Annotated in this window: 19 protein-coding genes; 11 read left to right on the top strand and 8 right to left on the bottom strand. The window is 67.6% G+C overall.

Annotation, left to right across the window (positions count from 1 at the left end):
• Nucleotides 1-11 precede the first annotated feature (11 nt).
• From C1A15_RS08110 to C1A15_RS08130, 5 genes are all read right to left on the bottom strand, one after another.
• A complete protein-coding gene (locus C1A15_RS08110; protein WP_101722090.1) occupies nt 12-1,424 on the bottom strand; it encodes a UDP-glucose--hexose-1-phosphate uridylyltransferase in 1,413 nt (470 codons plus the stop codon).
• Entirely contained in the window at nt 1,421-2,587 is a 1,167-nt protein-coding gene (locus tag C1A15_RS08115) for a galactokinase (RefSeq protein ID WP_101722091.1), read from the bottom strand. The genes C1A15_RS08110 and C1A15_RS08115 overlap by 4 nt, the downstream gene beginning before the upstream one ends.
• Nucleotides 2,584-4,449: a glycoside hydrolase family 2 protein gene (locus C1A15_RS08120; RefSeq protein WP_101722092.1), complete on the bottom strand. Its 1,866-nt coding sequence runs from the start codon at nt 4,447-4,449 to the stop codon at nt 2,584-2,586. The genes C1A15_RS08115 and C1A15_RS08120 overlap by 4 nt, the downstream gene beginning before the upstream one ends.
• A 64-nt stretch (nt 4,450-4,513) precedes the next feature.
• Nucleotides 4,514-5,845 carry an MFS transporter gene (locus tag C1A15_RS08125; RefSeq protein ID WP_101722093.1) on the bottom strand — a complete coding sequence of 444 codons (1,332 nt, stop codon included), beginning with the start codon at nt 5,843-5,845 and terminating at the stop codon, nt 4,514-4,516.
• Between the two features lie 191 nt (nt 5,846-6,036).
• The gene (locus tag C1A15_RS08130; RefSeq protein WP_219618185.1) at nt 6,037-7,143 is read right to left on the bottom strand and encodes an aldo/keto reductase; all 1,107 of its coding nucleotides are present in this window, start codon (nt 7,141-7,143) and stop codon (nt 6,037-6,039) included.
• A 416-nt stretch (nt 7,144-7,559) separates the two neighbouring features.
• On the opposite strand from C1A15_RS08130, the gene C1A15_RS08140 reads away from it, so the two are divergent.
• From C1A15_RS08140 to C1A15_RS08170, 7 genes are all read left to right on the top strand, one after another.
• Complete coding sequence (locus C1A15_RS08140; RefSeq protein WP_101722095.1) at nt 7,560-8,162, top strand: TetR/AcrR family transcriptional regulator; 603 nt, start codon at nt 7,560-7,562, stop codon at nt 8,160-8,162.
• Nucleotide 8,163: 1 nt separating this feature from the next.
• The gene (locus C1A15_RS08145; RefSeq protein ID WP_101722096.1) at nt 8,164-8,934 is read left to right on the top strand and encodes an SDR family NAD(P)-dependent oxidoreductase; all 771 of its coding nucleotides are present in this window, start codon (nt 8,164-8,166) and stop codon (nt 8,932-8,934) included.
• 116 nt (nt 8,935-9,050) lie between these two features.
• Nucleotides 9,051-9,698, top strand: coding sequence for a hypothetical protein (locus tag C1A15_RS08150; protein ID WP_101722097.1), 648 nt, complete (start codon nt 9,051-9,053; stop codon nt 9,696-9,698).
• 214 nt (nt 9,699-9,912) lie between these two features.
• Nucleotides 9,913-10,329: an RNHCP domain-containing protein gene (locus C1A15_RS08155; protein ID WP_219618186.1), complete on the top strand. Its 417-nt coding sequence runs from the start codon at nt 9,913-9,915 to the stop codon at nt 10,327-10,329.
• Nucleotides 10,329-11,399 carry a ribosome small subunit-dependent GTPase A gene (gene rsgA, locus C1A15_RS08160; protein ID WP_101722098.1) on the top strand — a complete coding sequence of 357 codons (1,071 nt, stop codon included), beginning with the start codon at nt 10,329-10,331 and terminating at the stop codon, nt 11,397-11,399. Before C1A15_RS08155 ends, rsgA begins: the two co-directional genes overlap by 1 nt.
• Before the next feature lie 98 nt (nt 11,400-11,497).
• Nucleotides 11,498-11,740: a FitA-like ribbon-helix-helix domain-containing protein gene (locus tag C1A15_RS08165; protein ID WP_101722099.1), complete on the top strand. Its 243-nt coding sequence runs from the start codon at nt 11,498-11,500 to the stop codon at nt 11,738-11,740.
• Entirely contained in the window at nt 11,737-12,156 is a 420-nt protein-coding gene (locus C1A15_RS08170; RefSeq protein WP_101722100.1) for a type II toxin-antitoxin system VapC family toxin, read from the top strand. Before C1A15_RS08165 ends, C1A15_RS08170 begins: the two co-directional genes overlap by 4 nt.
• A 52-nt stretch (nt 12,157-12,208) precedes the next feature.
• Here the strand turns inward: C1A15_RS08170 and C1A15_RS08175 are convergent, their stop codons facing one another.
• Entirely contained in the window at nt 12,209-13,375 is a 1,167-nt protein-coding gene (locus C1A15_RS08175) for an iron-containing alcohol dehydrogenase (protein ID WP_101722101.1), read from the bottom strand.
• A 165-nt stretch (nt 13,376-13,540) separates the two neighbouring features.
• The gene (ahcY, locus tag C1A15_RS08180; protein WP_101722102.1) at nt 13,541-14,800 is read right to left on the bottom strand and encodes an adenosylhomocysteinase; all 1,260 of its coding nucleotides are present in this window, start codon (nt 14,798-14,800) and stop codon (nt 13,541-13,543) included.
• 364 nt (nt 14,801-15,164) lie between these two features.
• Between ahcY and C1A15_RS08185 the strand changes: the two genes are divergently transcribed.
• Complete coding sequence (locus C1A15_RS08185) at nt 15,165-16,499, top strand: glycosyltransferase family 2 protein (RefSeq protein WP_101722103.1); 1,335 nt, start codon at nt 15,165-15,167, stop codon at nt 16,497-16,499.
• 315 nt (nt 16,500-16,814) lie between these two features.
• Here the strand turns inward: C1A15_RS08185 and C1A15_RS08190 are convergent, their stop codons facing one another.
• Complete coding sequence (locus C1A15_RS08190) at nt 16,815-17,546, bottom strand: ComF family protein (RefSeq protein WP_245864975.1); 732 nt, start codon at nt 17,544-17,546, stop codon at nt 16,815-16,817.
• 664 nt (nt 17,547-18,210) lie between these two features.
• Here C1A15_RS08190 and C1A15_RS08195 point away from each other — a divergent pair.
• From C1A15_RS08195 to larC, 3 genes are all read left to right on the top strand, one after another.
• Nucleotides 18,211-19,245, top strand: coding sequence for a substrate-binding periplasmic protein (locus C1A15_RS08195; RefSeq protein ID WP_101722105.1), 1,035 nt, complete (start codon nt 18,211-18,213; stop codon nt 19,243-19,245).
• A 150-nt stretch (nt 19,246-19,395) separates the two neighbouring features.
• Nucleotides 19,396-20,175, top strand: a complete 780-nt coding sequence (gene larB / locus C1A15_RS08200) for a nickel pincer cofactor biosynthesis protein LarB (protein WP_101722106.1) — start codon at nt 19,396-19,398, stop codon at nt 20,173-20,175.
• A complete protein-coding gene (gene larC, locus C1A15_RS08205; protein ID WP_101722107.1) occupies nt 20,172-20,726 on the top strand; it encodes a nickel pincer cofactor biosynthesis protein LarC in 555 nt (184 codons plus the stop codon). Before larB ends, larC begins: the two co-directional genes overlap by 4 nt.
• Nucleotides 20,727-20,776 lie beyond the last annotated feature (50 nt).

Genomic DNA, 20,776 nt, shown 5'->3' on the forward strand with positions numbered 1-20,776 from the left:
GCCCCGTGAGGCTAGCCCAGCTCCTCGAGGAACGCGTCCCAGCCTGCGGTGCCGGTTTCGTCGCGTTTGAAGACGCCGGTTGACTCGAGGACGGCGGCGAACACCCGGGCGACCTCCTCGCGCACGACGGGGCCGGGCGCGCCGCCCTCGGCGCCGGCGTGCGGGCCGTCCGCGCCATCCGCAGCGAGCTCCGCGCCTCGCCGGGCCAGCACGTCGGCCGCCCAGGGGGCGTGGGGCGCGGTGTCCGCGCAGGTCAACAGGCGCGCCTCCAGCTCGCGCGGGGAGCGTCCTTCGCGCGCAGCCGCGATCAGCTCGCGCTGCACGATCGGCAGCTCGCGGGCGAGGCGGGGCGGCAGCACGGCAAGCCCCATGATCTCGATGAGGCCGATGTTCTCCTTCTTGATGTGGTGCAGCTCCTCGCCGGGATGGAAGACGCCCCATGGGCGCGCGCCGTCGGTTCGGTTGTTGCGCAGCACGAGGTCCATGACGTAGGCGGGGCCGACGCGCCGCACGATGGGGTTGAGCGTGTTGTGGCGCACGGTCGCGCCGTCGGCGCTGCGGCTGCATGCGCGCACGCCGGCCGGCTCGAACGAGAAGTCCCGCCACGCGTCCAGCACGCGCGCCGCCGCCCGCACGAGGGCGGCGCGGTCGCGCGAGGCGAGGCGCAGCACCGACGCGGGCCACGTCACGACGCCGACGCGCACCTCCGGCAGCCCCGGCAGCTCGACGGCGCGCTCGACGGGCGCGTTCATGAGGGGGAACGTATGGCGCCCGCCCTGGAAGTGGTCGTGGGAGAGGATGGAGCCGCCCACGATGGGCAGGTCGGCGTTCGAGCCGACGAAGTAGAACGGGAACAGGTCGATGAAGTCGAGCAGCCGCTCGAAGCCTGCCTCGTCGATCTTCATGGGCCGATGCTCCGCGGACAGCGCTATGCAGTGCTCGTCGAAGTACGCGTACGGCGAGAACTGCAGCCCCCAGCGCTCGCCGCCCAGCTCGATGGCGGCGATGCGCAGGCCCGGCTTGGCGGGGTGCTCGGGCGTGCCGGGGAACCCCTCGTTCTCCCAGCAGAGGTCGCACTGCGGTACGCCGACGCCGCCGCCGGCCGCCGGGCGGGACGCCGTCCCTGCGCCACCCGCCGCCGGGCGGGATGCCGCGCCCGCGCCCCCTGCGCCACCCGCCGCGCTCGCCGCCGCCGCGATGGCGCGCGGGTCCTTTTCGGGTTTTGCGAGGTTGATCGTGCATTCGAGCGGCCCGTACGCGCTTTCGCTCGTCCAGCGGATGGATCGCGCGCCGGCCGCGCTCGCGAGGTAGCCGGACGAAACGCCCAGGTCGTGCAGGTATGCAACCGCCTGTTCGGCATCGCGCCCGAGCAGGCGGCCGAAGGCGGCGCGCACTTCGCTCGGCGGCGGCAGCGGCGCGCTCATCGGTCGATCCTCTCGGCACGCGCTCCCGGCGCCCCGACCGTCACGGGAAGGCAGGCCTCGTAGCCCAGCAGCGCGTCCATCGACGCGCGAAACGCGTCCGCCTCGTCGGACGGCACGAAGGCCAGCACGCTTCCGCCGAACCCGCCGCCGTGGATGCGCCACGCTCCGCGCCCGCCCAGCAAGTGTTCGCACAGCGCGAGGATCACCATGGCCGGCTGCTCGTCGCCCGAGCCGTCGCCGCGGGGCGACACGTTCTGCAGGAACTGGGCCGACGACGCGCCCGAGCGCCGCACGCCCTCGAGGAACGCCTCGACGTCGCCGGCCGCGAGCGCCTCGCGCTGTGCGCGCACGCGCCGGGTCTCCTCGAAGTAGTGGAGCGCGCGCAGCGCCGCGCGATCGCCCAGCCGGCCGCGCACGTCTCCGAGCCCGTCGAGGAAGGCGGGATAGGGGACGTCCTCCAGCCGGTCGTGCCCGAATCGCTCGGCGACGGCGCGCATGTCGGCGGGGACGGCGGCGTACTCGTCCGCGTAGGCGGCATGGTCGCAGCGGCTGTCCACGAGGCACAGCGCGTATCCGGAGTCCTCCCAGTTGAAGTCGATGGGATCGACGCGCGGCACGTCGCCCGAGAAGTCGAGCGCCGCGATGCCGCCGCACGCGCTCGCCAGCTGGTCCTGCACGCCGCAGGGCTTTCCGAAGTAGGCGCGCTCGGCCTGCGCGCCCTCGAGCGCGAGGGCGACGGGATCGGGCGGCGCGGCGTCGGCGGGGCCGCCGAGCGCGCGCAGCAGCACGCCGAACAGCATCTCGAACGCGGCCGACGACGAGAGCCCGCCTCCGGAGGGGAGGTCGGAGCGCACGGTCGCGTCGAACCCGACGAGCGTTCCGCCCGCGCGCGTGTACGCGGCGGCCATGCCGCGCACGAGCGCGAGCGACGTGCCGCGCTCGGCGTCGCGCGGGTCCAGCTCGTCGCAGCGCATCGCCGCGTCGCCGAAGCCCTCCATGCTCACGCGGATCTCGTCGGTGCCATTCGGCGTCGCGAACGCGTGGATGCGCCGGTCGATGGCGGCCGAGATCGTGCATCCTCCCTGATGGTCGGTGTGGTTGCCCGCCAGCTCCACCCGCCCGGGGGCCGAAGCGCGCACCGCCGCCGCGCACACGCCCGTCATCGAGCGCCCCCTTCCGCCAGCTTGTTCACGCGCCTGTCGTAGGTCAACAGGCCGTTCGTCTCCTCCTCGACGTCGGACAGCTGCGTGTACACGTAGCCCGCGAGGCCCTCCTTCTCCAGCGCGTCGGCCTGCGCGAGCGCCTCGCGCACCTCCGAGCGCAACGACGCGAGGTCGGGGCAGGCCGCGTAGCCGTAGGACGAGGCCAGCGAGCTGTGCGCGGCCAGGTGGCACGACAGCCCGCCGAACTCCGAGATCACGAACGCGCGCCGCGGCCGCGCCGCATCGTTGTACACCTCGAGCGGGCGGAAGTAGTTGTGCACGCTCAGGAAGTCCCCGCAAGCCTGGTCGTACCAGCCGCTGACGGCGTCGATGGGACGCGTCGGGTCGAGCCCGCGCACCAGCTCCACCGCCGCGCGCGCGTCGAACTGCCCCCAGGCCTCGTTGAACAGCACCCAGGTCACGATGGACGGGTGGTTCCCCAGATGGCGCACCGTGGCGGCGCACGCGTCGGTCCACTCGGCGCGGAACGCCGCGCTGTCGGACGCGAGCCCGGGGTAGTGGCGCGGATCGTCGTCGGCGTAACGGCCCCACGACCCGCGGAAGAACGTGGGCTTGTAGCTGGAGTGCCACGGATCGGGCGCCGCGCCGCCGCTCACCATGTCCTGCCACACCAGCATCCCCAGCTTGTCGCAGTGGTAGTACCAGCGGTCGCTCTCCACCTTGATGTGCTTGCGCAGCAGGTTGAAGCCGGCCTCGCGCATCGCGCGCGCGTCGAAGGCCAGCGCCTCGTCCGACGGCGCGGTCATGAGGCCGTCGGGCCAATACCCCTGGTCGAGCACGCCGCGCAGGAAGACGGGCTCGTGGTTGAGGCAGAAGCGGGGGATGCCGTGCTCGTCGGGCTCCACGGTCACGGTGCGAAACGCGCAGTAGCTGTCCACCCGGTCGCTGCCGTACGATACTTCGAGGTCGTAGAGGTGCGGGTCGTCGGGACTCCACCGGTGCGGGTCGGCGACGTCGATGGCGATCGTGCAGGCGCCGTCCTCCGGCGCCGCGGACGCGCGCCCGACCTCCGCGCCGCCGTCCAGCAGCCGCACGCTCACCGCCGGCGCCGTCCCGGCCGCCGCATCCGCGCCGCCGTCCGCGCGCACGTTCGCCCGCAGCACGAGCTTCCCCTCGTCGGCTCGCGCGTCGATGGCGAGCGACTCCAGGTGCGCGTTCGGCACCGCCTCCAGCCATACGCTCTGCCAGATGCCGCTCTGCGCGGTGTACCAGATGCCCCCGCGCGCAAGCCGCTGCTTGCCGCGCAGCTGCACGCCGGCGTCGCTCGGGTCGTGCACGCATACGACCAGCTCGTTGTCGTCGCCCGTCAGCGCGTCGGTGACGTCGAAGGCGAACGGCAGGTACCCGCCCGCATGCGCGCCCACGCGCGCGCCGTTCACGGAGCACGAGCACGCGTAGTCCACGGCCTCGAAGTGCAGGATGCAGCGCTGGCGGGATGCGTCGAACCCTTCCGGCGCGCCGAAGCGCCGCCGGTACCACAGGAGCTCGCCCGGCTGCAGCTGTCGCCCGACGCCCGACAGGGGCGCTTCCGGCGAGAACGGCACGAGGATGTCCCCCTCCCATGCGGCGGGCGGCTCGGCGTCGCGCCACGCGCTCGCCGCGTCGGCGACGGGCGCGATCGCATAATCCCAGCGCCCGTCGAGCACCTCGAAGGCCGCCCGCGCGAACTGCGGTCGCGGGTGGTGCGCCGCGCGGTCGCCGCCCGCTGCGGCGAGGTCGCTCCACGGCGTGGTTAGCGGTCGCAGCGCGGCGTGCTCCGGCTTGCGCGGCGCGCTCGCGATGACGCGCTTGAGGTCGAGCATGGCTGGCTCCTTTTCGTTAGAATGTCCCCATTGGGGACAGGCCCCAATGGGGACATTCTCGTCCCTAGTCGTTGCGTCGCCGCTGCGCGCGGATGAACGGCAGCACGGCGAACGTTAACAGCGCCACGACGGCGCCTCCTAAAAAGATCAGCGACGACGGCGTGAACCCGTCTCCCACCACGCCGAACCCGATGGCGCCCGACGTGGCGCTCAGGGTCGAGCCGATCCACGGCCCCACGAGCATGGGGATGAGCACCGCCATGAAGATGCGGACGCCCTGGAAGGCCCCCACGTAGCCGGCGGGCGTGTTGTTGCGCACCTCGGCGCCGAAGCACGCCACCGCGCCCAGGTACCCGCACAGCATGAGCGCCGAGCCGACGAACACGCCCGCCGCGCTCGTGAGCAGGGTGAGCACGAGGCATCCCGCCACGAACAGCGCGAGCGGAACGACGACCGCGCGCAGGAAGCCGCGGCGATCGACCCGCTTGCCGTACAGGATGGTGAACACGGCTGCGATGACGATGCCCGGGGCCATCACGAACACGTAGTTCTCGCCCAGGATGTAGGGAAGCCGCAGGTACAGCACGTAGTAGGGCATGAACACCTGCAGCGCGGTGGCGAACACGAGGTAGGCCAGCAGCACGAGGTAGAGCATCCGGTGCTCGGACACCGCGCGCGGGCGGAAGCCGTAGCGCACGTTGTCCAGGTAGCCGCCCGCCTGCGCGCGCTCGGGCCGGGAGTCCTGCATGAGCAGTACCACCACGATGCCGAGCGCCACCACGGCGACGCCCACGATGGTGAAGAACAGCGGGTAGTCGTAGGTCACCGTGCCGTCGGGCCGCACGATCATGAGGAACATCGCGCCGCCGAACACGGCCAGCATCGCCAGCAGCGGCATGGCCGAGTTCACGCCCTCCACCTTGCCGCGGTTCTTCTCGGTGGTGATGTCGGTGACCCATGCGTTGAAGCACGAGTCGTTCGCCAGGCTGCCGAAGAACGTCATGACGCAGTCGAACACGATGGTCAGCGTCACGCCGAACGCCATGGCCGCCGCCGCGGTGCCGGCCAGCGCGAGCGAGATGGTCTGCAGATACGCGAACACGATGATGGACGCGCCCCAGAGGATGGTGCCTGCGCCGATGAACGCCTTGCGCCTGCCCACGCGGTCCGACCACGCGCCCACGAACAGCGTGGTGGCCGCCGCGGTCAGCGCCGAGGCCGACACCATGAGCGCCACGTCGGCGAGCGACGCATTGAACACGTCCTGGATGAACAGGTTGAAGAAGTTGTTCTCGAGCGCCCAGGCCACCTGCCCGAAGAACGACAGCAGGATGATGAGCGTCCATGTTCTCCTCGTCAGGCCGGGGCGGGGCGAGGAGGTCTTTTCTGCATGCATGGCGGCGTCGATTCTCTCGAGGAAAACAACCTGGTGCCATCCTACCGGATTCCCGCACGCCGCGCACGCTTCGCGTTCAGCCCGTCGGCAAGCGCATTGTCGCCCGAAAAGTACGGTTTTGGCTGCGATTCCGTACTTTTCGGGCGACAATGCTCCCGTTCGCGACGTGCCGCGTCGGAGGCGCGCCGCCGCTACTTCCCGAAGTACGTCGCGATCTCCTGCATGCGGTCGCGTTGCGCCACACCGAAGGGGCAGCGGTCGTCGCAGCGGCCGCACGCTATGCAGTCGCCGGCGCTTAGCGCGAGCTTGCGGTAGTGGCCGGCGGCCATCTCGTCGCCGACGCGCGCCAGGTCGTAGTACTTGTTCACCATGCCGATGTCGATGCCGACGGGGCAGGGCTGGCAGTGGTGGCAGTACACGCAGCGCCCTTCGGCCTCCTGCGGCGCGAACGTGCCGATCGCGCTGTAATCGCGCTCCTCCTCGGATGCATCGCAGAATGCGAGCACCGCGGCCACGTCGTCGGGCGTGCGGAAGCCCGGCAGCACGCAGATCACGCCCGGCTTGTCCAGCGCGTAAGCGATGCACTGCGCCTTCGTGAGCGCGCGGCCGAACGGCGACGCCTTCGCATCGAGCAGCTGGCCGCCGGCGAACGCCTTCATGACGGCGATCCCCACGCCGTCGCGCTCGCAGGCACGGTACAGGTCCATGCGCTCGTTGGCCCTGCCCAAACCGTAAGAGCCTTTCGAGTAGTCGTAGGCCGGGTTGATGCTGAACATGCATTCGTCCACGAGGCCCGTGTCCAGGAAGCGCCGCGCGATGGCGGGGTTGTGCGACGAGAAGCCCAGATGGCGGATCACGCCCTGCTCCTTCAATGACAGCGCAAAGTCCCAGTTGCCGTTTTCTCGCATGGCGTCGAAGTCCTCGTCCTCGTCCATGCAGTGGATGATGCCGAAGTCGGTGTAACCGGTTTGCAGCGTGTCCAGCACGCGTGCGAACTGACGCTTGATGACGTCGAGGTCGCGGCTCCATCCGTACTGGCCGTTCGCGCCGTACACCGCGCCCAGGTGCATCTGCGTCAGGACGTCCGCACGCCGTGGAGCCAGCGCGCGCCCGTACGACGCGTAGGGCGACGCTTCGGAGGGCGCCAGATCGAAGAAGTTCACGCCTGCGTCGAGCGCCAACGCGAGCGCGGATTCGATCTCGCGGTCGTCGGCGGCCTCGTGGATCGATCCCATCCCGAAGCCGATGACGCTCGCGCGCTCGCCCCCGCGCGGGAAGGTGCGGTATTCCATGGCCATGCTCTGCCTTTCGTCGATTGCTGGTCTGCCGGACATCGTAGCCCTTGGAGTCCGCTCTAAGTCAAGCGCATGATCGGGAAAACGCCGGTGCGGCATGCCTCGCCTGGGCGCAAAACGGCACCCGTGACATTTTTGCATGCGGATTCGACCGGTTCCCCGAAGAGGAGAATTCTCGCCACCTGGGATTTCTTTTGTGGGAATTTCCTTATGGGGGAGAAGAACGGCCTTTCGATTGCCATGGCTCCCGTTTTGCGCCCGAACGCTTTCGTGTACCTCCGCATAGCGGCCGCAGCGCAACCCTCCTCGATGCGTCGTTCCTTCGAGCAGGCGCTTCATATCAGCCCTTCCTTGACATCGCGCCATAGGGGGCGTATTTTATGAATGAGAAAATATTCATCCAAAAGAACGGGAAACCTATGCCGAAATCGGCGGAGCAATGCGCGGCCATGCGCGACGAGATGCGGGAGCGGATACTGCGGGAGTCGCTGCGCTACTTCGCGCGCAACGGCTTCGCGGGAACGAAGATCGCCGATTTGGCGCGCGGCATCGGCATCGCGCAGGGGACGATCTACCGTTACTTCGACTCGAAGGAGGACCTGTTCAGCGCGCTGCGCACGCTGGTGGCGAACGACGAGGACGTCCGCGAGCTCAAGCTGCTCGCGCGGCTGCCGTTGACGGCTAAGGCGAAGATCCGCCGCCTCGCCGCCTCCGTCCTCGACCGTCTCGCCGACGACGAGCTGTTCGCGGCCTCCGTGGTGCTGAACACGCAGCTCATGCTCGAGGAGGGCCTGCGGGACGGACTTCCGGCACCGTACCGCTCCGAGCTGTACGCGCACACGGCGCGCATCGTCGAGCAGGGCCAGCGCGAGGGCAGCGTTGCGGCGGGCGACCCGCTCAAGCTGGCCGACTTCTTCTGGGGCGTCGCGTACCTGTACGCGTTGAAGCGGCTGTTCGCCACGGGCTTCGACATGATCGACGCGGCCGACATGGAGCGCACGCTGCTGAAGGGCGGGCGCTAGCATGGGCGCGCGCATCGCGTTGGTGACGGGCGCGACCGGCGGCCTCGGGCGCGCGTTCGCGGAGCAGCTGCTCGAGGAAGGGGATCTCGACGAGCTGTGGGCGGTGGCTCGCACCGAGCGGAAGCTCGAGCGCTTGCGCGACGAGCTGGGCGCGCGCGTGGTGCCGTTGGCGGCCGATTTGGCGGATGCATCGGGGCTGCGGGTCGTCGAGCGCGCGCTCGAAGAGGCGCATCCCTCGGTGGCCTACCTGGTGAACAACGCGGGGACGGCCAAGATGGGCGCCTGGGACGACTTCTCCGTCGGCGAGATCGAGCGCACGATCGCCCTGAACTGCTCTGCCCTCGCCGCGCTCTGCCGGATCTGCCTGCCCAGCATGCAACGGGGAAGCCGCATCCTGAACGTGTCGTCCGCGTCGGCGTTCCAGCCCACGCCCTACCTCGGCCTGTACGCGGCGACGAAGGCGTTCGAGCTCAGCTATTCGCGAGCGCTCAACGCCGAGCTGGCGGGCACCGGAATAACGGCATGCGCGGTATGCCCGAGCTGGGTGGACACCGATCTGCTCCTGCGCGAGGTCAACGGGCGGCGCGTCGCCTTTCCCGGGCTCGTGCCTCCCGGCAAGGTGGTCGCCCGCGCGCTGCGCGACGCACGGCGGGGACGGGAGCTCTCGGTGTTCCCGCTGTACGCGAAGTACCTGCACGTAGCCGCGAAGGCGGTGCCGCAGCGCCTCGTCATGGCCACGTGGCTGCGCATGTTGAAGCGCTACGAGGGCTGAGGGCGGGAGAGCGCCCTTCGGCGGCGTTTCGAGAGAAAGGCAACGAGCGATTCCGCGAGCCAGCATGAAGACGCAGAGCCGAAGACGCGCAAACATGATAAGCAAGGGGAACGAGCATGGGGATTATCGATAACAAGTCATTGGGAAACGCAAGCGCCTTGCTGATCGGCGTGCTGTATATCGCGACAACCGCCTGGGGATATTATTCTGCTATCCCGAATGAGGAATATGTGCATTTGAGTGAATGGTGCTGTGTTTCCGGAGTCGTTGGAGGGGTTCTCTACATTTTTTCGTATTTCCATCGACGGCTGAACGGGAAAGGGATGCATCCGGTTGTCTTTTTGGACAGCACCCTGGCGCTCGACTTGATATTGATCGCCACGATAGCGATGCAACTTAACCTTGACGGCGCATACTGGTTTCTTCATGTGATAAACCCAGTCTTGGTGACGGTGCATTTTCTTCTGTTTTGCGATTGCAGGGAGATCGCGAACCGGAAACTCCTGCTTACCAGCATCGTTTTCCCTGTTTGCTATATCGCTTTTACAGCAGTTGTCTATGCGGGTATCGGAGTGGCGCCATTTCCGGCAAGCATGATTTTGATACAAGCCCGAGTCGAGGTATCGATGGTGCTCATTGCAGGGTTATGCGGTTCGATTGTGCTCATGGCATTTCTTCTTAATGGAATGAACAAGTGGGTACGCAATACGTTCGAGAAAGGCGGAATGTGCGAAGTCAGGCCTTCCTCGTCGATCAAAGAGTGAGAAGCGGTGAGAAGCTGCCGCAAAGAGGTCGGCTGTTTGCAAAACCCGACGCTCCTGTGGTATAAACGACGGCGTCAACACTACTTGAGGAGCATGACTTTTGTCACAAGGATGTAGCGTGGAGATTGTCGCAAGCCGGGAGGTTTGCGAGCGCTAGTCTCCGCTGGAACCTCCCAAACAGGGCAACGACCATCAACGTTTTGGGAGAACCACCGTGGAAAAAATCAAGAGAGGCACCGCCTTCTACCAGGCGCATGCCTGCATGGACAGCTTCATCTGCAAACAGTGCGGCCAGCTCGTCACGCCCGACGAGGCGGGGAGCCGCCATCGCAACCACTGTCCTCAATGCCTGCACAGCCTGCACGTTGACGAGCGGCCCGGCGACCGGGCGTCCGTGTGCGAAAGCATCATGGAGCCCATCAGCGTGTGGGTGCGCAAAGGCGGGGAATGGGCCATCGTGCACCGCTGCAAGCGCTGCGGTCACCTGAGCTCGAACCGCATCGCCGCCGACGACAACCCCGTCAAGCTCATGTCCATCGCCGTGAAGCCGCTGGCAGAGCCGCCGTTTCCCCTCGAGAGCCTGCGGGCGGACGCGCCCGGCGCGCAGGCGCGCGAGGGAGGCGAGGCGTGATGGCGGCCGTCGACCTGCGCGCCTACGGCGTGACCGACGCGATCATGCAGCGGGCGCGCGAGGCGTCCGGCTTGGAGGACCCCGTCGTGGGGCGCGTCCTGTCCCAGGCCCACGAGCTGTACCGCGTCGTCGGCGAGCAGGGCGAGCTCTTCGCCGAAACGGCGGGCAAGCTGCGCCATGCCGCCCGTTCGGCCGCCGACTTTCCGGCGGTTGGCGATTTCGTCCTGTTGGACCGTGCGGACGACGCGGGCGGGCGCGCCATCGTCTCGCAGGTGCTTCCGCGCACGAGCGCCTTCATGCGCAAGGCGGCCGGCGCGTCGTTCGAGCAGCAGGTGGTGGCGGCCAATATCGACACCGCGTTTCTGTGCATGTCGCTCGTCGGGGACTTCAACCTGCGGCGGCTCGAGCGCTACCTCGCGCTCGCGTGGGAGGGCGGGGCGGTGCCCGTCGTGGTGCTGACGAAGGCCGATGCGTGCGACAGCCTGGAGCGACGGCTGCGCGCCGTGCAGTCGGTGGCCTTCGGCGTCGACGTGCTGGCCGTGTCGTCGATGGAGGAGGGCGGCTTCGAGGCCGTGCGCCCCTACCTGCAGCCCGGCAGGACCGTCGCGCTTCTGGGTTCGTCGGGCGTGGGCAAGTCGACGCTGGTCAACCGCTTGCTGGGGGAGGACGTCCTCGAAACGCGCGACGTGCGCGCCGACGGCCGCGGCCGTCATGCCACCACGCGCCGCCAGCTCGTGCTGCTACCGGGAGGCGGCCTCGTGATGGACACGCCCGGCATGCGGGAGCTGGGGCTGAGGGACGTTGCCGAGGGCCTCGAGCAGGGGTTCGCCGACGTGGAGCGCCTGTTCGCCTCGTGCCGGTTCTCGAACTGCACCCACACCTCCGAGCCGGGGTGCGCCGTCTACGAGGCCATCGCGGACGGCGAGCTGTCCGAGCGCCGCTGGCAGGCGTACCGCAAGCTGAAGGCCGAGGCCGCGTTCGCCGAGGACAAGGCCGGCTACCTCGCCCAAAAGGAACGCAGGTACAAGGACATATCGAAGGCCGTGAGGCGCCTGCCCGCGAAGCGCTGACGTGCGGGCAGCGCCGCCGCCCAGCTGTTCCCCTCCTCGTTTGCAACCAGATGATATCGATGATATCATCTGGTTGCTCCTCAAGAGGAAGGATCGTCATGACGGACCTGCTCATTCGAAATCTCGATCGTCGCGCCAAAGATGCGCTTGTCGCGCGCGCGGCGAAGAACGGTCGCTCCCAGCAAGCTGAAGCGCGGGCGATCCTCGAATCCGCTCTGCAGTCCGAACCGCGCGACTGGGTGTTGATGCTCCGGAGGGCCGCTGCGTCGGCGGACGGCATCGAGATCGAAGCTCCCGAGCGCCATCCCGCTCGCCCGTTCGACGGGGCGGGCTGGCTATGAGATACGTTGTCGACACGAACGTGGTTTCGGAGCTGATGAAACCCCTCCCTTCGCCCGACGTCATCGACTGGTTCTTCGATCATGAGGGAGAGGTGTACCTGACTTCGGTAACCGTCAAGGAGCTGTACTTCGGCATGCTGCGCCTGCCTGAAGGAAAGCGCCGTCGGCTCTTGGAGGAGGCGATCTCGGCAATCGTTATGGATTGTTCCGACAAGACGTTCCCATTCGACGCGTTCAGTGCGTTTCTCTGCGCGCGCCTGCACGACCGTGCCCTTTCGAGCGGTCGTGTGCCCACCATCGAAGACTTGATGATCGCTGCGATATGCCAACGCAACGAGGCGATCCTCGCAACGCGCAACGTACATGATTTCGATTACCTCGGCATCGAGATGGAGAACCCTTTCGAGCCTCGATAGGCGAACGGGCGGCGCGAATGCTTGCGGCGCCCGTTCGCGCACGTTGCCCCTGTTACTTGCTGGCTTCGAGCACGGCCACGATCTCGTCGCGGTCGAGCACGTGGTAGCCGCCGTCCATGACGAAGGAGCCGTCGGCGATGCCGTCGATCATATCGTCGGTCACGCCCAGCTCGGAGATGCTCATCACGAGCCCCAGCTCGCGCATCCAGTCCTCCATGCGCTCGAGGCCCTCGGCGGCCGTCTCTTCGTCGGTCTTGCCGGAGGCGTCCACGTCCCACACCGCGGTGGCGAACCGGGCGAACTTCGGCAGGCCGTAGGGCATGACGAGTCGGTAGTACGCCGGCGAGATCGCCGACAGCGTCATGCCGTGCGTGGCGTCGGTGTACGCGCCGATGGACTGGCCGATCATGTGCACCATCCAGTCGGTGGACTTGCCCTTCGCGATGAGCGTGTTCAGCGCCCAGGCGGACGTCCACATGATGTTGCTGCGCGCCTCGTAGTCCTGCGGGTCGACCGCGGCGATGCGCGACGAGTGCACGAGCGAGCGCATGAGGCCCTCGGCAAGGTAATCCGACGTGTTGTCGTCGTCGCCTGAGAAGTACTGCTCCAGGATGTGCGACATCACGTCGAAGATGCCGGCGACCATCTGGTAGCGCGGCACGGTGAACGTGAGGCGCGGGTTCAGGATGGCGAACTTCGGGAACACCTCCTCGCCGAACACGTGGCCGATTTTCTGCTTCGTCGCGCGGTTCGTGATCACCGAGCCGCCGTTCATCTCGGAACCGGTCCCCACCATAGTCAGCACGCTGCCTACGGGGATGATGCGGTTGTCCGGCTCCTCGAGGCGCGCGAAGTACTTCTCCCACGGGTCCTCGTCGCACCAGGCCGACACGCTCACGGCCTTCGCGTAGTCCACCACCGAGCCGCCGCCCACGGCCAGGATCAGGTCGACGTCGTTGTCGCGCGCGACCGCGCAGCCCTCGTAGAGCTTCTCCACGGTGGGGTTCGGCATGACGCCCGGCACCTCGAACACCTCCTTGCCGGCGGCTTCGAGGATGCCGCGCACCTCGTCGTAGAGGCCGGTCTTCTTGATGGAGCCGCCGCCGTACGCCAGCAGCACGCGGTCGCCGTAGCGGGCCAGCTCCCCGGGCAGGGAGTCGAGCGCGTCCTCGCCGAAGTACAGCTTGGTGGGGTTCGCATAACTGAACGTTCCTAACATGTGCATCTCCTATCGCGAATCACGATCGTTCGTCGTTGCTTCGACGCCTATCATGAACCCTGGAGCGCGCTCCAAGTCAAGGGGAAAGTTCTTCGGCGCGAAAAAAGCCCGGCGCTGCGAGCGGCCGGGCTTGGGATCGAGCGGAACGAGTTCGAGGCGAAAAGCCTACAGCGTCTCGAAGTTCCAGGAGTTCATGTACGCGATCTGCTCCTCGGTGAGCTCGTCGATCTCGATGCCGAGGGTCGCGAGCTTCACGCGGGCCACGCCGTCGTCGATGGCGGACGGCACGTCGTACACCTTGTTCTCCAACTCGCTCGCGTGCTGGAACAGGTACTCGGCGGCCAGCGCCTGGTTCGCGAAGCTCATGTCCATGACGGATGCGGGGTGCCCCTCGGCGCACGACAGGTTCACGAGGCGTCCTTGCGCCAGCACGATGACCGTGCGGCCGTCGGCGAGCGTGTACTCCTCGACGAGCGGCTTGATCTCCTCTTTCTTCACGGCGTTGGCCTCGAGCCACTCGAGGTTGATCTCGGAGTCGAAGTGCCCCGAGTTGCAGATGATCGCGCCGTCCTTCATGTTCTCGAAGGCCGGGCCGTCCACCACCTTGCAGTTGCCCGTCACGGTCACCCACACGTCGGCGAGACGCGCCGCCTCGGCCGCGGGCATCACCTCGTAGCCCTCCATGTGCGCCTCGAGCGCCTTGAGCGGGTCGACCTCGCACACGACGACGCGCATGCCCATGCCCTTCGCGCGCAGGGCCAATCCGCTGCCGCAGTAGCCGTAGCCCGAGATCACGATGGTGCGGCCGCACAGCAGGCGGTTCGTGGCGCGCACGATGCCGTCGAGGGTGGACTGGCCGGTGCCGTAGTGGTTGTCGAAGCAGTGCTTCGTGTTGGCATCGTTGATGTTGAATACGGGGTAGGCGAGCGTCCCCTCGGCCGCCATGGACATGAGGCGCACGACGCCCGTCGTGGTCTCCTCGGTGCCGCCCACCACGTGCGCCAGCTTGTCGGTGAACTTCGTGTGCAGCGCCGTGTCGAGGTCGGCGCCGTCGTCCATGATGATCTGCGGGTCGGTGGCGATGACGGCCTCGATGTGGCGGTTGTAGGTGTCGGCGTCCTCGCCGGCGACGGCGAACACGTCGATGCCGAAGTCGCGCACGAGCGAGGCGGCGGTGTCGTCCTGGGTGGACAGCGGGTTCGAAGCGCACAGCGTGACGTGCGCGCCGGAGGCCGTGAGCGCGCGCATGAGGTTCGCCGTCTCGGTGGTCACGTGCATGCAGGCGCCGATGCGCACGCCCTCGAGGGGCTTCTCGCGCTCGAAGCGCTCGCGGATGGACGCGAGCACGGGCATGTCGCGGTCGGCCCACTCGATGCGGGCGAGGCCCTCGTCGGCCAGCGCGATGTCTTTGATGTCGTAGTTCAAGGGTTTGCCTCCGTTGACATAAGGGGACGTGGGATTCTCGATCTCTCAGATTATCATAGCCGAGCCGACCCATTTATGAAGTTCGTATGCAGAACCTTTGTGAATACCGGTGTTTTATCGCCTCAAATTCGGAAGAAACGGTAACGAACGGACTCGTTGTTGCCCCGAACGGCCGCCCACCCGCTATAATCTGTCCAGCTTGGAACGCATAAGCAGCCTGCGCGTCATCGGCCGGGCTCGTCGGCGTTCCGCACAACCCTCAGACGAAACCGAACAACACCAAGGGGGCGGAGCGCGACCCGTGCAAGACGGGTGCGCGATGGCACGGTCGCAGGAAGGTTCGCGGCCCGACAAAGGAGCAAAGGTGCTGGACCAGTTTTTTTCGCAGATCTCGTTCGTTGATATATTCAACTTCTGCGTGTTTCTCACGTTCACGATCTGCTACACGTATCAGCTGTACTACGTGTTCGTGGTGCTGACGCGCAAGCCCAAGGTTCTCACGGCGAAGAAGAACCACAAGTTCGCCGCGGTCATCTCCGCGCGAAACGAGAGCGCCGTCATCGGCGACCTCATCCATTCCATCAAGGTGCAGAACTACCCCTCCGAGCTCATCGACGTGTTCGTCATCGCCGACAACTGCACGGACGACACCGCCGAAGTGGCCCGCGAGGCCGGCGCCATCGTGTTCCCCCGCACGAACGACAAGGAAGTGGGCAAGGGCTACGCGCTCGATTACGGCTTCCAGTGCATCCGCGAGCGCTACGCCGACAAGGGCTACGAGGCGTTCTTCGTGTTCGACGCCGACAACGTGCTCGACGTGAACTACTTCCGCGAGATGAACAAGACCTTCGACAACGGCGCGAAGGCCTCCACCAGCTACCGCAACTCCAAGAACTACGACTCCAACTGGATCTCCGCCGGATACGCCGTGTGGTTTCTGCGCGAGGCCAAGTTCCTGAACCAGGCGCGCCTCACGCTCAACACGAGCTGCGCCGTATCGGGCACGGGCTTCTTCATCGCCGCCGACATCATCGAGAGGAACGGCGGCTGGAAGTGGCATCTGCTCACCGAGGACATCGAGTTCTCGGCGAACAGCATCCTCGAGGGCACGCGCATCAGCTACACGCCCACGGCCATCCTCTACGACGAGCAGCCCATCACGTTCCGCGACTCGTGGAACCAGCGCTTCCGCTGGGCCAAGGGCTTCTACCAGGTGTTCTGGCACTACGGCGCCCGCCTGGCGAAGGGCATCGCCGTGAACCCGAAGGGCGCGCGCTTCGCCTGCTACGACATGCTCATGACCATCGCGCCGGGCATGCTGCTGACCATCGTGTCGGTGCTGTTCAACGCCATCATCGTGTTCCTCAGCCTCACCGGCGCCATGTCCACGGGCATCATGGTGGCCTCGTCGCTGTCGTCCATCCTGTTCTGCCTGATGAACTACTTCATCTTCATGTTCATGTTCGGCGTGCTCACCACGTTCGTGGAATGGGATTCCATCCGTTCCACCACGGGCAAAAAGGTGCTGTACATGTTCACGTTCCCCGTGTTCATGATGACCTACATCCCCATCGCGCTCGTCGCCCTCGTGAAGAAGTGCAACTGGAAGCCCATCAAGCACAGCATCTCGGTGGACGTGGCCGAGCTCTCCGACGCCGCCAGCGCCGCCCCCCAGAAGCAGCGCGAGCGCATCATCTAGCGCCTCCGACCTGCGATCGGCATGCGAAAGCGGCGGGCCTCGGCTCGCCGCTTTTTTGTTGCATCTTCGCTCCCAAAACACGCTACAGCGCGTGAGGCGTGTTTTGGGAGCGAAGATCGTTTGGTTTCGGCGCCGTGGGTGCTGCTCGCTTGCCAGAAGCGCCTTGCCGAAGAAGTCCGACGTGCGTATCCTGCGGCTCGAACGCGCGATCGGGGGAGGCGGGAAGAGGCAGCGGCCGTGCAGTCGTCGTGCGGCGATGGACGGCGGCGCACGACCCGTAGGATGCGCGACGCTCCCCTCGGAGCGTCGGGCCCCTTACCAGACGCGGGCGAAGGTGAGGCAGCGGACGGTTCGGGCTCCGGCCGCGCGGACGGCGTCGGCAGCGGCGAACAGGGTGGCGCCGGTAGTGTACACGTCGTCGATCACGATCGCCGAAGGCGGCGCGCTCGCGCCCGGCAGGGGGATGAAGCGGCCCTCCATGTTCGCCAAGCGGCCGCGACGGGCGAGGGCGCGCTGGTCGCGGGCGCGCGGCGGGGCCAGCAGGGGCGCCGCATCGAGGCCGAGGCAGGAGGCCACGGCGGCCGCCAGCTCCGCCCCGTGGTCGAAGCCGCGCCGCCGCACGGCGGCGGCGGTGGCGGGCACGGGCACGACGACGGGTTGCTCGGCCCGCCACGACGGCAGCACCATCGGGGCCATGAGCGCGGCCATGGCCCCGGCGAGCCGCCTTTCCCCGGCATCCTTCCAGGTGCGCACGATGCGCGCAGCGGCGTCGTCGAAGGCGACCGCGCTCGCGCAGGCGTCGAAGGGCGGCTCTTCGCGCCCGGAGGAGGCCAGCATCACGTCGTTGCACTCGCTGCACTGCACACGACCGAAAGGAGCGCCGCAGCGCGGGCAGGCGCGCCACCAGTCGATATGCTGGAGGTTGAGGCTGCACGGCGCGCACAGCACCTCGCCGGGCGTGTCGCACGCGGCGCAGCGGGTGGGCCACAGCGTCTCGGCGATGGCCTCGGCTGCGCCCCTCCCGTATCGGCGCGTGGCCTGGGCCATGCGGCTTCGGCGCGGGGCGGGCGGGCGCGCGGCGCCGCCGCCGCGGGAGCGTGGCGCGGATGCGAGGGCGGTTGCTGCGTCTGCGTTCTTCATCCTTCGAGGATAGCACGGGGCGTTCCACGCGCCGCACACCGCGCTCTTGCGTTTCGCACCCGCCGATCCAGCGCGGATTCCACGCGCATCCTACGCGGATTCCACGTTCCCTGCCGCCGGTTCCCACGCGCATCTTGCGCCGCTTCCGCGCGCATCTCGCGAGCATCCCGCGAGCATCCCACGCCCCGGCACCGTCGTCGCGCGGTCGGCGCGACGACGGTCCGCCGCGATGGCGGCGTTGCGCTATTCCGCAGATTCTGCCGGTGCGCTTCCGACCCAATTCATCATCTGATACACTAGCGATGCTTCTTTCGAGTCTGTAGTTGCGGGTTTTTCAACCTCAGTCCACGGCAGATGCGGTCGAAAGGACCCACGTAAGCCGCGCGGTTTCCGCGCGACGATCATGGCGTATCCTAGAGGTAAGCCGCACCGCCCGCGTATCGCGACATCCGGTCGCGACGGGCGAGAGGGCAAGGCGCAAGCTGAGCTCCAGTGCGCGAGTGTGGGGGCAAAGACTAGGTCAGTCGGAAGAGGCAGCATGAAGATCAAGCTAGATGGAGGCTCACCGGTTATGAAGCGTTATAAAACGCTCGCGTCCTGCTGCATGGCGGTCGCGTGCATGGCGGCCCTGCTCGCTGTTTTGACGGGCTGCTCATCGCAGCAGAGCTACACTCCCCCCGAGAAAACGCCCACCCTGTCGTCGCCGACCATCGGCAAGGACGGCACGTTGCGCGTGGGCGTGAACACCAACAACCAGCCCTTGGCGGGACAGCCTTCCCCCTCGTCCAAGATCGTCGGCATCGACGTGGACGTGGCGGCGGCCCTGGCCGACAGCTTCGGGCTGAAGCTCGAGGTCGTCGACGTGGGCTCCGATGCCGAATCGGCGCTCAAGGAAGGTACCGTCGACATCGTGATGGGCATCGACAAGTCCGACACCAGCACCTCGTTCTGGAAGTCGGACGCCTACCTGCCCACGGCCGTGGCGCTGTTCTCCACGCCGTCCAACTCGCAGGTTCCCACGAACGCCGTCGAGACGAAGATCGCCGCGCAGGTGTCGTCGAAGAGCGCGTGGGCGGTGACGAACGAGTTCGACAAGGCCACCTTCTCCACGACCGACGACCTCAAGAGCGCCTTCTCCGAGCTGTCTTCGGGCCAGGTGCAGTACGTGGCGGCCGACGCCATCATCGGGACGTACGCGGCGCACAGCGCGGACATCGACGTGCACATCGTGGCGCTCATGCAGCAGGCGGGCGGCTACGGCGTGGGCGTGTCCGACGCGAACACCGATCTCAAGCAGGCCGTTTCCGAGGCGCTCGCCACGCTGACCAGCAACGGCACCATCGGCGTCATCGAGACGAAGTGGCTGGGCACCGCGCTCGACCTGTCTTCCACGCCGCTTACGGAAGGGGCCACGAAGTCGACGGACGCGAGCACTGCGGACAAGACGGACGAGCCCCAGGTTGAGGAAGGCGAAGGCGAGAACGCCGACGACAACGCCGCGCCCGCCGACGAGGGCAACGCCGCTCCCGCCGACGAGGGCGCGGGCACCGGCGACGAGGTCGACGCCGGCGGCAACGCCGTGCAGCCCGAGGACATCGCCGCCTAGCGACGGCGTTGCGTCGAACGTGCGAAAGCCCTGGATCGCGGAACCCGCATCCGGGGCTTTCTTCATGAGGGGTCGATGAAACGCTTGACTTGGAGTGCGCTCCAAGTGGTTCAATGGTCGGCGAGCGACGAGACGACGGAAAGGCTGGACATGGAGCAACGAGACCTGCGCGCGCTGCTCGAGCGCGTCGCGGCGGGGGAGACCGCCATCGACGAGGCCGAGCGGATGCTGCGCATCGCCCCGTTCACGGAGCTGGGCTACGCGACGGTGGACAACCATCGCGGCATGCGCCAGGGCGTGTCGGAAGTGGTGTACGGCGCGGGCAAGACGGCCGAGCAGATCGCGGGCGTGTGCCGGGCGCTTGTGGAGAACGGGCAGGAGCGCGTGCTGGTCACGCGGCTCGACGCCGACAAGGCCGCTGCGGTCGAACGCGGCTTGGAGGGCGCATGTACGCTGCCGTTCGCGTACCGCGAGATGCCGCGCCTCGGCATCGTGGGCGAGCCCCCTGCGCCCGACGGCAACGGCCCCATCGTGGTCGCCGCCGCGGGCACGAGTGACCTGCCCGTTGCCGAGGAAGCCGCCGTGACGGCCGAGATGCTGGGAAACGACGTGGCGCGGCTCTACGACGTGGGCGTGGCCGGCATCCACCGTCTGCTCGCGCACGCCGACGACATCGCACGGGCGAGCGTCGTGGTGGCGGTGGCGGGCATGGAGGGCGCGCTGGCCAGCGTGGTGGGCGGCCTCGCGTCGTGCCCGGTGATCGCGGTGCCCACGAGCGTGGGCTACGGCGCCAGCTTCGGCGGCGTGGCGGCGCTGCTGGCCATGCTGAACTCGTGCGCGTCGGGCGTGTCCGTCGTGAACATCGACAACGGCTTCGGCGCGGGCTACCAGGCCCATATGATCAACCACGTGAAAGCGAGGACGGCATGACGACGTTGGTTTGGAACCTGGAGGAGAACGCCACCCGGCGCCACCTGCTGGCGGAGGCGCTGCTGCAGCTGCCCGAGGATCGACGGGCGCAGGTGCGCACGGCTGCGGCGAACGCCGGCGTGCCCGAGGGGCATCACCACGACCTGGGCGCGGTGAACGCCACTATCGACGCGCTCGACATGAGCGAGCGCGCGAAGGGCGACATGCGCGCGATCTACCGCATCCTGGCCGAGGCCGAGGCGACGGCGCACGGCTGCACGGTTGAGGAGACGCACTTCCACGAGGTGGGCAACGGCGAGGCGCTGCGCAACGTGGCTGCCATCTGCCTGGCCGTGGAGGCCCTCGATCCCGACGAGATCGTCGCCACTCCCGTGCAGACGGGCCGCGGCACCGTCGTGTGCGCGCATGGCGAGCTGCCCATCCCCGCGCCGGCAACCGCCGCCATCATCGCCCGCGGCATCCCCACCTGCGAGCGCCTTTTGGAGGGCGAGCGCTGCACTCCGACGAGCGCCGCGGTCATCCTGCACTTCGTGGAGCGCTTCGAGGGGTAACGCCTGATCGCGAATGCCGTCCCCGTCGCCCGTTTCCGGCAGGAATTTCC

This window comes from Eggerthella timonensis, assembly GCF_900184265.1.
In the GTDB taxonomy this organism is placed as follows: Bacteria; Actinomycetota; Coriobacteriia; order Coriobacteriales; family Eggerthellaceae; genus Eggerthella; species Eggerthella timonensis.